Source organism: Enterobacter sp. N18-03635, assembly GCF_004006055.1.
Taxonomy (GTDB): domain Bacteria; phylum Pseudomonadota; class Gammaproteobacteria; order Enterobacterales; family Enterobacteriaceae; genus Enterobacter; species Enterobacter vonholyi.
Genome location: NZ_CP034769.1, coordinates 3,881,528 through 3,894,781 on the forward strand (window position 1 = coordinate 3,881,528; position 13,254 = coordinate 3,894,781).

Sequence of the window (13,254 nt, forward strand, 5' to 3'; positions counted from 1 at the left end):
ACTTTCGTTTTTTGACATTTCGTCCAGACTTAATGCACACCCCATCGCCGGAGTCTCCCTCCGGCGATGCGCACCTGAAGGAGGAAAAATGGCAAACCAAACCGTAATCAAGCTGCAGGACGGCAACGTGATGCCCCAGCTGGGGCTAGGTGTATGGAAAGCCGGTAACGACGAGGTCGTCTCCGCCATTCATAAAGCCCTGGAAGTCGGCTATCGGTCGATTGACACCGCCGCCGCGTACAAAAACGAGGACGGCGTGGGTACCGCACTGGCCAGCGCCGGTGTCCCCCGCGGTGAGTTATTCATCACCACGAAACTGTGGAATGACGATCAAAAACGTCCCCGCGAGGCCCTGCAGGAGAGCCTGGATAAGCTCCAGCTCGACTTCGTCGACCTTTATCTGATGCACTGGCCGGTCCCGGCTATCGACCATTACGTTGATGCCTGGAAAGGAATGATTGAACTGCAGAAAGAGGGGCTGGTAAAAAGTATCGGCGTCTGCAACTTCCAGGTTCATCACCTGCAGCGGCTGATCGACGAGACGGGCGTCGCGCCTGTCATTAACCAGATCGAACTGCACCCGCTGCTGCAGCAGCGTCAGCTTCACGCCTGGAACGCCACGCATAAAATCCAGACCGAGTCCTGGAGCCCTCTGGCACAGGGTGGCGAAGGCGTGTTTGATCAGAAAATTATTCGCGACCTGGCGGATAAATACGGCAAAACCCCGGCGCAGATCGTCATTCGCTGGCATCTGGACAACGGCCTGGTGGTGATCCCGAAATCGGTCACGCCATCGCGCATCGCCGAGAACTTCGACGTCTGGGATTTCCGTCTGGACAAAGATGAGCTGGGGGAAATTGCGAAGCTGGATAAGGGCAAGCGGCTTGGGCCGGACCCGGATCAGTTTGGCGGGTAATTGCGTAAAAAAGCCGGGTGGCGGCTTCGCCTTACCCGGCCTGCGTGTCGACATAAAAACCCCGGCTTGCCGGGGTTTTTTATTTACGCTTTGCGCTTCACGGGCTTCTTCACACTCGAATTACCATTCGAACGCTGATGCACAATCGGCGTGTGCTTGGTCAGCGCCGGGCGAGTATTGCGGTTCTGGCGACGAGCTTCGCGCATCTCATCCAGCGTCGGGGCCGGTACCAGACAGTCGCGGCGCGAGCCGATCAGGTGCTTTTTACCCATCTCTTCCAGCGCCTGGCGGATCAGCGGCCAGTTTTTCGGATCGTGGTAACGCAGCAGTGCCTTGTGCAGACGACGCTGTTTATCCCCTTTCGGCACCACCACCTCTTCACTCTTGTAGCCAATCTTACTCAGCGGGTTCTTGCCGGTGTAATACATGGTCGTCGAGTTGGCGAGCGGTGACGGATAGAAGTTCTGCACCTGATCCAGGCGGAAGCGGCGCTGCTTCAGCCACAGCGCCAGGTTGACCATGTCCTCATCACGCGTGCCCGGGTGCGCGGAGATGAAGTACGGGATCAGATACTGCTCTTTGCCCGCCTGCTTCGAGTAGGTGTCGAACAGCTCTTTAAAGCGATCGTAGCTACCCATGCCCGGCTTCATCATCTTCGACAGCGGGCCTTCTTCGGTGTGCTCCGGCGCAATCTTCAGATAGCCACCGACGTGGTGCGTCGCCAGCTCTTTGATGTAGCGCGGATCTTCCACGGCGATGTCATAACGTACCCCGGAGGCTATCAGGATCTTCTTGATGCCTTTCAGGTCACGCGCGCGGCGGTAGAGGTTGATCGTCGGCTCATGGTTAGTGTCCATGTGCTCGCAAATGCTTGGATAGACGCAGGAGAGGCGACGACAGGTTTGCTCTGCGCGCGGCGACTTGCAGCGCAGCATGTACATGTTCGCGGTTGGACCGCCGAGGTCGGAAATCACGCCGGTAAATCCAGGTACCGAGTCGCGAATCGCTTCGATCTCATTGATGATCGAATCTTCAGAGCGGCTCTGAATAATGCGCCCTTCGTGCTCGGTAATCGAGCAGAAGGAACAGCCGCCGAAGCAGCCGCGCATGATGTTGATCGAGAAGCGGATCATCTCATACGCCGGGATACGGGCGTTGCCGTACGCCGGGTGCGGCACGCGCTTGTACGGCAGCGCAAAAACGCTGTCCATCTCTTCGGTGGAAAGCGGGATCGCCGGCGGGTTGATCCAGATAAAGCGCTCGCCGTGCTTCTGCATCAACGCGCGGGCGCAGCCTGGGTTAGTTTCATGGTGCAAAATACGGGACGCGTGCGCGTAGAGCACCTTGTCGGCTTTCACCTTCTCAAAGGAGGGCAGCAGCACGTAGGTCTTTTCCCACGGCTTCGGGCGCGGAGGCTGCACGACGATAGCCTTCGCTTCCGCTTTCTTTGGCTCAACCGGCTTGTTATCGGCACATGGCAGATCGTCGCCGTACGGGTGTGGGATCGGGTCGATTTTGCCCGGCATATCAATAATGCGGGAATCCACGCCGCGCCAGCCCGGCAGCGCCTCTTTCACCATGATGGCGGTATTGCGCACGTCGCGGATGCTGCTCACCGGCTCGCCCTGCGACAGACGGTGCGCCACTTCCACCAGCGGACGCTCGCCGTTTCCGTAAATCAGCATGTCGGCTTTGGAATCCACCAGCACCGAGCGGCGCACTGTATCAGACCAGTAATCGTAGTGCGCGGTACGGCGCAGGCTCGCCTCGATGCCGCCGAGGATCACCGGCACGTCTTTCCAGGCTTCTTTGCAGCGCTGGGTATATACCAGGGTTGCACGGTCAGGGCGTTTACCCGCCACGTTATCCGGCGTGTAGGCGTCGTCATGACGCAGCTTACGGTCGGCGGTATAGCGGTTGATCATCGAGTCCATGTTGCCTGCAGTCACGCCGAAGAACAGGTTCGGTTTACCCAGACGCATAAAGTCGTCTTTGCTGTTCCAGTCAGGCTGGGAGATGATCCCCACGCGGAAGCCCTGCGCCTCAAGCATACGGCCACAGATGGCCATGCCGAAGCTCGGATGGTCAACATAGGCATCGCCCGTGACCAGAATGATGTCGCAGCTGTCCCAGCCCAGTTGGTCCATCTCTTCCCGGGACATCGGCAGGAATGGCGCCGGTCCAAAGCAGGCCGCCCAGTACTGGGGCCAGGAGAAGAGGTCACGATCCGGCTGGATCAGGGAAATTGCGCTCATAATGCTTCCGAAGAAAAAATAAACAAAAGGAGCGGGATTATACGCTGTTCATCCGCCGGATTTGAAGAAAAGGATGCAGGAAGCAGGCAGATATTCACGGAACTCGTTAAAATACAGCGCCCTCATAATTTTGGATCATAATATTCACTATATTTTCCGGTGATTTGCCCCGGAATGCGTGTTTGTGCGGAGCTCAGTTGTGAAGCCCAACGATTCGTTACATGTCTCCCAACTGCGGGTTGTCCTTCACCTCTGCGGTTTTCTGGTTCTGCTGTACAGCCTTTCTATGCTGCCGCCGATGGTTATCGCCCTGCTGAATAAAGAGCGGACCTACTTTGCCTTTCTGACCACCTTTTTAACCTTTTTTACTCTCGGAGGGCTAACCTGGCGGGCAACCCGTCACGCGGGCATACAGCTGCGCACCCGCGACGGTTTCGTGATCATCGTGCTGTTCTGGCTGCTGTTTTCATTGATTAGCGCCATGCCGCTCTGGATGGATGACGGGCTACAGCTCTCTTTTGCCGACTCGCTCTTTGAAGGGGTTTCCGGGATCACCACCACCGGGGCAACGGTGATCGGGGACGTCAGCGCCCTGCCTAAATCGTACCTTTACTACCGCGCTCAGCTGAATTTCATTGGCGGGTTAGGCGTCATCGTGCTGGCCGTCGCGGTCCTGCCGCTGCTGGGCATCGGTGGCATGAAGCTCTATCAGTCAGAGATGCCGGGACCGTTCAAGGAGGAGCGCCTGACGCCCCGCCTTGCCGATACCGCGCGCACGCTGTGGGTGACCTACTTCGCGCTGGGGGTGGCCTGCACCTTGGCCTACTGGCTGGCGGGCATGTCATTTTTTGACGCCCTCTGTCACGGGCTGTCGACCGTGTCACTGGGCGGGTTCTCCACCCGCAGCGAGAGCATTGGGTTTTATGACAGCCACGCGATTGAGCTGGTCGCCGGGGCGTTTTCACTGCTCTCCGCGTTTAACTTCACCCTCTGGTACGTCGCCATTGTCAGACGCACCCTGAAACCGATTCGCCGCAGCCCGGAGGTTAAATTCTTTCTGAGCGCCGCCGCGGTGATTATCGTCATCACCGCCTGGCAGGTCAGGCATGCCGGGATGTACAACGCCACTGATAGCCTGGTGCATGCCTTCTTCCTTGCCAGTTCGATGATGACCGATAACGGCCTTTCGACAGCCGACTATGCCCAGTGGCCGGCACACACCATCTTCCTGCTGTTGAGCGCCAGCTTTTTTGGCGGCTGCGTAGGCTCGACCTGCGGCGGGATCAAAGCGCTGCGTTTTCTCATTATGTTCAAGCAGAGTATTCAGGAGATGAACCAGCTGGCGCATCCGAGGGCGCTGCTGAGCATTAAGGTGGGCAAAAGCGTGGTGAATGAACGCGTCCTGCGCTCGGTCTGGAGCTTCTTTTTTCTCTACGTGATGATTACGGGCTTTTTTGTCTGGTCGCTCAATCTGATGGGCTACGACCTGTTTACGTCATTCGCAACGGTTGCCGCCTGCATCAACAACATGGGGCTGGGGTTTGGCGAGACGGCGTCGACGTTCGGCACGTTAACAGAGGGGGCAAAACTGCTGATGTGCGCGGCGATGATCTTAGGGCGTCTGGAAATTTATCCGGTGCTGATACTGTTCTCGCGCTTTTTCTGGCGGGCATAAAACATTCCCGGCGAACCGGGAATGTCAGGATTATGGGGCAGGATTGATCAGCATCTGCCCTACGGAGCCCCTGTCCATCATCTCCAGCGTCTGGCTGTGGAACAGGAACGGGAAATGCGGCCACGAAGGCTGACCGTAGTAGACAAGCAGCTCAACCTGGCCGTCCACCCAGACGGTATCTTTCCAGCCGCGGTCTTCCGGGAACGGCATGGCACCGTTGACGTTGCGGATCAGGAATGCCACCCCTTCAATATGGAACGACTGCGGCATATCTGAACGCACCGTCCAGCGCTCCCAGGTACCCTGCTGCGCGGTAATGTCGATGCGGTTGACGTCCCACAGCGCGCCGTTGATGCCCGGGTCGTCGCCGAGGCTGATATCACGGCTGCGCACCGGCGAGCCGCTCATGATCTCCTGCGGCAGCAGGCGCATGGGCAGGCTATCGGTCACCAGCGGCAGCAGACCGGTTGGACGCAGGGTCAGCACCAGGGTCGAGACCAGAATGCTCGACGGTTCAAAGAACCCGCGAATACGGTCGACAATGCTGGCCGCTTCACCGCAGGTGACAGACACTTCATCCCCATTGGTCATATCAATGAGAACTTCGCGACGTTCGCCCGGCGAGAGCGCAAGCTGTTTGACGGACACCGGCGCCGGTAAAAAGCCCTGATCGCCGGAGATCACGTGCAGCGGACGGCCATCGCTCATTTGCAGCTGATAGCGGCGCGAGTTGGACGCGTTGAGCAGGCGCAGGCGCACCCAGCCGCGAGAAACTTCGACATACGGGCTTTGCGCGCCGTTGACCAGCAGCGTATCGCCGACGAAGCCACCGCTGCCCGGCTCGCTGTATTCTGGCGTACCGAAGTTATCCAGACGTTTGTCCTGGATGATAATCGGGAAGTCATCCACGCCGTAGTGATTCGGGATCGGCAGAGATTTGCTGACTTCATCTTCCACAAGCCACATGCCGGCCAGGCCGTTATAGACCTGCTGCGCCGTGCGGTTAGGCGTGTTGGCGTGATACCACAGGGTTGCCGCGCTCTGGCGAATCGGCAGAACGGGCGCCCAGTCGGCGCTGGGTGACATCATTCGCGCCGCGCCGCCAATCAGCGGGCCAGGCACCTGCAGGCCGCTGATGGTCATAGCGACATTTTCAGGGGTGCGGTTACTGTAGATGAGCTTTACGTCATCGCCATTCCACACGCGTATGGTCGGCCCGAGGTAACGTCCGTTAATGCCCCAGACGGGCGCACGCGTCCCCTGGGTAAAGGACCAGTGGCTACGCTGCAGCGTCAGGAAAAGCGGCTGACCGCGACGGGATTCAATTAATGGCGGTATAGGCAGCGGCTGTTGCTGCCCGGCGGCGCTGGCTGTCAGCGGCATCGCACCCGCACAAAGGGCGATCCCCGAAGCCTGAATAAACTGACGCCGACTGAGTGACATATAAGCTCCATCTGAAACGACTAACAACGCGGGAATTCGTTTTCCCTTCAACGCCGGGTTAAATCTTACCGGCGGCTTCTCTCTCTGCGACTTCTTTGTCGAGCTGCGCAATATGCTGAGCCATTAGCTCACGGCAGTGTGCTGCCAATTCACGCACCTGATCTTTACCGTATTTGCTGGTATCGACAGGTGGCAGCATTTCGACAATCACCAGCCCATTATTCAGGCGGTTAAGATTAATCTTATTCGAAGTATTGGAAACGCACACGGGAATAATTGGAACACCTGCCGCAATTGCAGCATGAAACGCACCGGTTTTAAACGGCAGCAGGCCGCGACCACGGCTGCGCGTTCCTTCCGGGAACATCCAGATTGAGATTTTGCGCTTTTTAAAATGATTCACCACTTCGGCAATGGTGCTGTGCGCTTTTGCACGGTTATTACGGTCGATCAGCAGGTTACCGGTAAGCCAGTACAGCTGACCAAAAAACGGGATCCACAGCAGGCTTTTTTTGCCCACCGTCACGGTCGGTGGAAGCACAATATTAGAGGCCGTCACCATATCGTAGTTATTCTGATGGTTGGCAATATAGATGGCGTTACCGAAATTCTCCGCCCCTTCCGGCAGACGTTTTTCAACCTTCAGGCCAAACAGCGGAGCAAGGCGCCCGAACATATGGCCAAAGGTGGCGACATGCTTCGGATTACGCGGGCTGAACAGGCAATAAATAGAGCCGAAAATACAGACCAGAATACAGTAGATGACGGTAAGAATAAGACGAACAATATATAGCATAGCGACCTCTGAAGCCCCAACAGCTGACAATTATACTTCACCTGTGGCCAGGTAAGGACTTTATTACGAGCGCGTATTGTTAATCGCAACGCACGAATTAACAACGATTTTACGGGAAATTTTATTGAAATTCCCCCTCCGGACAGAGGGGGGATATCACGACATTACTCTTCGCTGTCGCCCGCAGCGCTGCGTGCAGGAGAGTCAATCTCCACGCGATCGATACGCTGCAGACCGCGCATCAGCGAGCCGCGGCGACCGCGCTCACCCACCACCTTCTGCAGCTCTTCCGGACGAAGCTTGATTTTGCGCTTGCCGACGTGAATGGTCAGCGTGCTCTGCGGCGGCAGAAGGAAGAGGTGCGCCAGGCCATCTTCGCCTTTCGCGGCCTCCGCCGACGGGATATTGATGATCTTGTTGCCCTTGCCTTTTGACAGCTCCGGCAGATCGCTGACCGGGAACATCAGCATACGTCCGGCGGTAGTGATCGCCAGCAGCATGTCGCTTTCGTTCTCAATCACCAGCGGTGCCATCACGTGAGCGTTGTCCGGCAGGCTAATCAGCGCCTTACCGGCACGATTGCGGGAAACCAGATCGTTGAAGGTACAGATAAAGCCGTAGCCCGCATCGGACGCCAGCAGCAGCTTCTGGTCATCGGCTTCCATCAGCATATGGTCAACCGTCGCGCCCGGCGGCAGCGTCAGCTTGCCGGTTAGCGGCTCGCCCTGCCCGCGCGCGGAAGGCAGCGTGATCGGGTCAATGGCGTAGCTGCGACCGGTGGAGTCGATAAACGCCACCGGCTGGTTGCTCTTGCCTTTCACCGCCGCTTTGAAGCTGTCGCCCGCTTTATAGCTGAGCCCCGGCGCGTCGATATCGTGGCCTTTGGCGCTGCGTACCCAGCCGCTCTGCGACAGGACAATGGTCACAGGCTCGGACGGCTGCATGTCGTGCTCATTCATCGCCTTCGCTTCTTCGCGCTCGTGCAGCGGAGAACGACGGTCGTCGCCGAAGGCATCGGCATCGGCCTGCAGCTCTTTTTTCAGCAGGTTATTCATCTTGCGTTCGGACGCGAGGATCGCCTGCAGCTGATCGCGCTCTTTTTCCAGCTCGTTCTGCTCGCCGCGGATCTTCATCTCTTCCAGTTTGGCGAGATGGCGCAGCTTCAGCTCGAGGATCGCTTCGGCCTGGGTTTCGCTGATGCCAAAGCGCGACATCAGGGCGGGCTTCGGCTCGTCCTCGGTGCGGATGATCTCAATCACCTCGTCGATATTGAGGAACGCCACCAGCAAACCTTCAAGGATATGCAGGCGCTTAAGCACTTTCTCCAGACGATGGTTCAGACGACGGCGTACCGTATCGCGGCGGAACGTCAGCCATTCGGTGAGGATCTCCAGCAGGTTTTTCACCGCCGGGCGTCCGTCGAGGCCGATCATGTTCAGGTTGATGCGGTAGCTTTTTTCCAGATCGGTGGTGGCAAACAGGTGGTTCATCACCTGCTCCATGTCCACGCGGTTGGAGCGCGGCACGATCACCAGACGGGTCGGGTTCTCGTGGTCCGATTCATCGCGCAGGTCGTCGACCATCGGCAGCTTTTTATTGCGCATCTGGGAGGCGATCTGCTCCAGCACTTTGGCGCCGGAAACCTGATGCGGCAGCGCGGTGATCACCACGGCGCCGTCCTCTTTATTCCACACCGCGCGCATGCGCACAGAGCCGCGCCCGTTCTGGTAGATTTTGCGGATTTCCGCGCGCGAGGTGATGATTTCGGCTTCGGTTGGGAAATCTGGCCCCTGCACGATATCCAGCAGATCGTCGAGCGAGGCTTTCGGCTGCTCGATCAGGGTGATGGCGGCTTTCGCCACTTCACGCAGGTTGTGCGGCGGAATGTCCGTCGCCATACCGACCGCAATACCGGTGGTACCGTTCAGCAGGATGTTCGGCAGACGCGCAGGCAGCATCTTTGGCTCCTGCATCGTACCGTCGAAGTTTGGCACCCAGTCGACGGTTCCTTGACCTAGCTCGCCCAGCAGCACTTCGGCATATTTAGAGAGACGGGATTCGGTATAACGCATTGCTGCGAAGGATTTCGGATCGTCCGGCGCCCCCCAGTTCCCCTGACCATCCACCAGCGGGTAGCGGTAAGAGAACGGCTGAGCCATCAGCACCATCGCTTCATAGCAGGCGCTGTCGCCGTGCGGATGGTATTTACCCAGCACGTCACCGACGGTACGGGCGGATTTCTTGAACTTGGCGGTGGCGTTCAGCCCCAGTTCGGACATCGCATACACGATGCGGCGCTGAACGGGCTTCAGGCCATCCCCGATAAACGGCAACGCCCTGTCCATGATGACGTACATGGAATAGTTCAGGTAGGCGTTTTCCGTGAATTCATGTAGCGCGAGGCGCTCTGCCATATCGCTCATTACGTGTGATTCCTCAACTCAGAAACCGAAGGGTTTCAGGCAATATTGCCGCAGATACTACCCTATCTGACGAGTTGAGTCACAAAGAAAAAGGGCCGCTTATGCGGCCCTTTCCGGGTTATTTGTTCAGCTTAATGACCTGCTTCACGTCGATTTCAAAATCGTTCCACTCTTTATCGACCTTGCCCTGGATTTCCACTTTATCCTGAGGGGTGACGGTCACGCCGTTCCAGCGCTTGTGGTCAATCTCCACATTGACCGTGCCGGTCTCATCGCGGAAGGTGTAGCGGTCATCGGACAGGCGCTGGGTAATGTTCCCGCGCAGCTTCACCCAGCTATCGTCCTTCATCTCTTTTACCTTCACCGCAGTGGTGAGGTTAGCGTCGTTATCAACAAAACCTCCCGTCTGCGTCTGGGTCTGGGTTTGCGTGGCCGACGGGCCGTTAAATCCGCCCTGCGCGGCAAAAACGGGGGCAGTGGTCATCATCATGATGGCGGCAATAGCAGCGAATTTTTTCATATTAACTCTCCCTTTAATCTGGTTTCGCAGTCCATTAAACAGGGTAATCCTTAACAACTTCTTAAGGGAAAAATTTATTTATTATTGCTGTACAGCAGGCGCTTACAGAGGGTTTACTGACGGCATCAAGGAGGGAATATGCGCATTTTACTGGTAGAAGACGACACGTTAATCGGCGACGGTATCAGGGCGGGTTTAAGCAAAATGGGCTTTAGCGTGGACTGGTTTACCGACGGTAAAACCGGTCAGGCCGCGCTTGCTTCTGCGCCCTATGATGCCGTGGTGCTGGATCTGACGCTGCCGGAAATCGACGGTCTGGACATCCTGCGCGCGTGGCGCGAAAGCGGGCGCAGCGAGCCGGTATTGATCCTGACCGCGCGGGATGCGCTCAACCAGCGCGTGGAAGGGCTGCGTCTTGGCGCGGATGATTATCTCTGCAAGCCGTTCGCGCTGATTGAAGTCGGCGCCCGCCTCGAGGCGCTGGTCCGCCGCAGTCACGGCCAGACGCATAGCGAGCTACGCCACGGCAAGGTCACGCTCGATCCGACCCGTCTCGTCGCCACGCTGGACGGTGAACCGCTGACGCTGAAGCCGAAAGAGTTCGCGCTGCTGGAACTGCTGATGCGCAATGCAGGCCGCGTGCTCCCTCGCAAGACGATTGAGGAAAAACTGTATACCTGGGATGACGACGTCTCCAGCAACGCGGTAGAAGTCCACGTTCATCACCTGCGCCGCAAGCTTGGCAGCGAGTTTATCCGCACCGTGCACGGCATCGGCTATACCCTGGGTGACGCATGAAGCTGACGCAACGCCTGAGCCTGAAGCTGCGCCTGACGCTCCTTTTTTTAGCGCTCTCCCTGACGGCATGGTTTGCCGCCAGCCTGGTGGCCTGGCAGCAGACCACCCACAAGCTGGATAAGCTCTTCGACACGCAGCAGATGCTGTTTGCCAAACGGCTGCTGACGATGGATCTTGACGAGATCCGCGCCCCCGAACGGATGCGAGAGATCCCGAAAAAAGTGAAGCATGGCCGTCTCGATGACGACGCGCTGGCTTTCGCCATTTACGCCGTTGACGGCAAAATGCTGCTGAACGATGGCGAGAACGGGCGCGATATTCCGTACCACTATCGCCGCGACGGGTTTGCTAACGGGCAGCTCCAGGACGACAACGACGAATGGCGTTTCCTGTGGCTGACCTCACCCGACGGGAAGTACCGCGTGGTGGTCGGCCAGGAGTGGGAGTATCGCCAGGAGATGGCGCTGGACGTGGTCAGCTCGCAGCTCGCGCCCTGGCTGGTGGCGCTGCCCGTGATGCTGCTGTTGCTGGTTTTGCTCCTGAGCCGGGAGCTAAAGCCGCTGAAAAAGCTGGCGCAGACCCTGCGCTCCCGCTCGCCGGATGCTACCGATAAACTGCCGACGGAGGGCGTCCCTACGGAAGTGCGCCCCCTTCTTGATTCGCTGAATCATCTCTTCGCGCGTACCCAGGAAATGATGACCCGCGAGCGCCGCTTTACGTCCGACGCCGCCCACGAGCTGCGCAGCCCGCTGGCGGCCCTGAAGGTGCAAACTGACGTGGCGCAGCTCTCGCAGGACGATCCGCAGGCGAGGGAAAAAGCGCTGGTGCAGCTGCATGCGGGCATCGACCGCGCTTCCCGGCTGGTGGACCAGCTCCTCACGCTGTCGCGTCTGGACTCGCTGGATAATCTTGACGACGTCGAACCGATAACGCTTGCCGATTTACTTCAGTCGGCGGTGCTGGATATCTGGCATCCGGCGCAGCAGGCAGGGATTGATATTCGCCTCAACAACCACGCCCCGCAGCTCAAACGTCAGGGACAGCCCCTGCTGCTAGGCCTGCTGGTGCGCAACCTGCTGGACAACGCCATCCGCTACAGCCCGCGCGGCAGCGTGGTGGACGTCACCCTGGACGCGCGTAATTTTACCGTGCGCGACAACGGCCCAGGCATTTCACCTGACGCGCTGGCGCGCATCGGCGAGCGCTTTTATCGTCCGCCGGGTCAGGATGCCACGGGCAGCGGGCTGGGGTTATCCATCGTAAAACGCATCGCCGCGCTGCACGGTATGCGCGTCTCGTTGAGCAATGCGCCTGAAGGCGGTTTTGAAGTGAAGGTCAGCTGGTAGAGATTATTGCGTTTAATGCAAAAGACTTTGCACATTTTGCTCATTTTTCCGCTCCGTCCTCGCGCGTAGAATACTCGCCATACTCTCATCGTCGAGGACAAATAATGAGCAACATCCTGATTATCAACGGTGCAAAAGAATTTGCGCACTCTAAAGGCCAGCTGAATGACACCCTGACCGAGGTCGCGGACGGTTTCCTGCGCGACGCCGGGCATGATGTTAAGGTCGTACGCGCGGACAGCAACTACGACGTGAAAGCCGAAGTACAGAACTTCCTGTGGGCTGACGTGGTGATCTGGCAGATGCCAGGCTGGTGGATGGGCGCGCCGTGGACCGTAAAAAAATACATGGACGACGTGTTCACCGAAGGTCATGGCTCACTGTATGCCAGCGATGGCCGCACCCGCGCTGACGCGTCCAAAAAATACGGGTCAGGCGGTCTGATTCAGGGCAAAAAATATATGCTCTCTCTGACCTGGAACGCCCCGCTGGAAGCCTTCACCGAGAAAGATCAGTTCTTCGAAGGCGTGGGCGTTGACGGCGCGTACCTGCCGTTCCACAAGGCTAACCAGTTCCTGGGCATGGATCCTCTGCCGACGTTTATCGTCAACGACGTGATTAAAATGCCTGATGTCCCGAGCTATATCGCAGAATATCGCAAGCATCTCGCGGAAATTTTTGCTTAACTGGTAGCCTGGAATTAAAGGAGTAGTAAACATGCTTACCGTTATTGCAGAAATCCGTACTCGTCCAGGTCAACATCACCGTCAGGCGGTGCTGGATCAGTTCGCGAAAATTATCCCGACCGTACTGAAAGAAGAAGGCTGCCACGGCTACGCGCCGATGGTGGATGCCGCCACTGACGCCAGCTTCCAGGCGACCGCGCCGGACTCGATCATCATGGTTGAGCAGTGGGAAACCGTCGCGCACCTCGAAGCACACCTGCAGACCGCGCACATGAAAGCGTGGAGTGACGCGGTGAAGGGTGACGTGCTGGAAACCCACATCCGCATTCTGGAGCAAGGGGTTTAAGTTTTCCCTCACCCCAGCCCTCTCCTGACGGGAGAGGGAGAACAGGTCCA

General features: G+C 58.0%; 11 protein-coding genes. 6 read left to right on the forward strand and 5 right to left on the reverse strand.

Annotation, left to right across the window (positions count from 1 at the left end):
* Positions 1-88 precede the first annotated feature (88 nt).
* Complete coding sequence (gene dkgA, locus ELK40_RS19300) at positions 89-916, forward strand: 2,5-didehydrogluconate reductase DkgA (RefSeq protein ID WP_115876281.1); 828 nt, start codon at positions 89-91, stop codon at positions 914-916.
* An 83-nt stretch (positions 917-999) separates the two neighbouring features.
* On the opposite strand, the gene ELK40_RS19305 is transcribed toward dkgA, so the two are convergent.
* The gene (locus ELK40_RS19305; protein ID WP_127732316.1) at positions 1,000-3,171 is read right to left on the reverse strand and encodes a YgiQ family radical SAM protein; all 2,172 of its coding nucleotides are present in this window, start codon (positions 3,169-3,171) and stop codon (positions 1,000-1,002) included.
* A gap of 199 nt (positions 3,172-3,370) precedes the next feature.
* Between ELK40_RS19305 and ELK40_RS19310 the strand changes: the two genes are divergently transcribed.
* Complete coding sequence (locus tag ELK40_RS19310; protein ID WP_127732318.1) at positions 3,371-4,846, forward strand: TrkH family potassium uptake protein; 1,476 nt, start codon at positions 3,371-3,373, stop codon at positions 4,844-4,846.
* Between the two features lie 30 nt (positions 4,847-4,876).
* Here ELK40_RS19310 and ftsP read toward each other — a convergent pair whose 3' ends face one another.
* The 4 genes from ftsP to ELK40_RS19330 form a co-directional block, all read right to left on the reverse strand.
* Complete coding sequence (gene ftsP, locus ELK40_RS19315; RefSeq protein WP_023309186.1) at positions 4,877-6,289, reverse strand: cell division protein FtsP; 1,413 nt, start codon at positions 6,287-6,289, stop codon at positions 4,877-4,879.
* A gap of 58 nt (positions 6,290-6,347) precedes the next feature.
* Complete coding sequence (plsC, locus tag ELK40_RS19320) at positions 6,348-7,085, reverse strand: 1-acylglycerol-3-phosphate O-acyltransferase (RefSeq protein ID WP_045404006.1); 738 nt, start codon at positions 7,083-7,085, stop codon at positions 6,348-6,350.
* Positions 7,086-7,249: 164 nt separating this feature from the next.
* Positions 7,250-9,508, reverse strand: coding sequence for a DNA topoisomerase IV subunit A (gene parC / locus ELK40_RS19325; protein WP_111963276.1), 2,259 nt, complete (start codon positions 9,506-9,508; stop codon positions 7,250-7,252).
* A 118-nt stretch (positions 9,509-9,626) separates the two neighbouring features.
* The gene (locus ELK40_RS19330) at positions 9,627-10,028 is read right to left on the reverse strand and encodes a NirD/YgiW/YdeI family stress tolerance protein (protein WP_111963277.1); all 402 of its coding nucleotides are present in this window, start codon (positions 10,026-10,028) and stop codon (positions 9,627-9,629) included.
* A 138-nt stretch (positions 10,029-10,166) separates the two neighbouring features.
* Between ELK40_RS19330 and qseB the strand changes: the two genes are divergently transcribed.
* The 4 genes from qseB (at position 10,167) to ELK40_RS19350 (ending at position 13,204) form a co-directional block, all read left to right on the forward strand.
* Positions 10,167-10,826, forward strand: coding sequence for a quorum sensing response regulator transcription factor QseB (gene qseB / locus ELK40_RS19335; RefSeq protein ID WP_023326078.1), 660 nt, complete (start codon positions 10,167-10,169; stop codon positions 10,824-10,826).
* The gene (gene qseC, locus ELK40_RS19340) at positions 10,823-12,172 is read left to right on the forward strand and encodes a quorum sensing histidine kinase QseC (protein WP_127732320.1); all 1,350 of its coding nucleotides are present in this window, start codon (positions 10,823-10,825) and stop codon (positions 12,170-12,172) included. The genes qseB and qseC overlap by 4 nt, the downstream gene beginning before the upstream one ends.
* A gap of 104 nt (positions 12,173-12,276) precedes the next feature.
* Positions 12,277-12,858 carry an NAD(P)H-dependent oxidoreductase gene (locus tag ELK40_RS19345; RefSeq protein WP_127732322.1) on the forward strand — a complete coding sequence of 194 codons (582 nt, stop codon included), beginning with the start codon at positions 12,277-12,279 and terminating at the stop codon, positions 12,856-12,858.
* Positions 12,859-12,889: 31 nt separating this feature from the next.
* Complete coding sequence (locus tag ELK40_RS19350; RefSeq protein ID WP_008502984.1) at positions 12,890-13,204, forward strand: putative quinol monooxygenase; 315 nt, start codon at positions 12,890-12,892, stop codon at positions 13,202-13,204.
* The last annotated feature ends 50 nt before the right edge of the window (positions 13,205-13,254 follow it).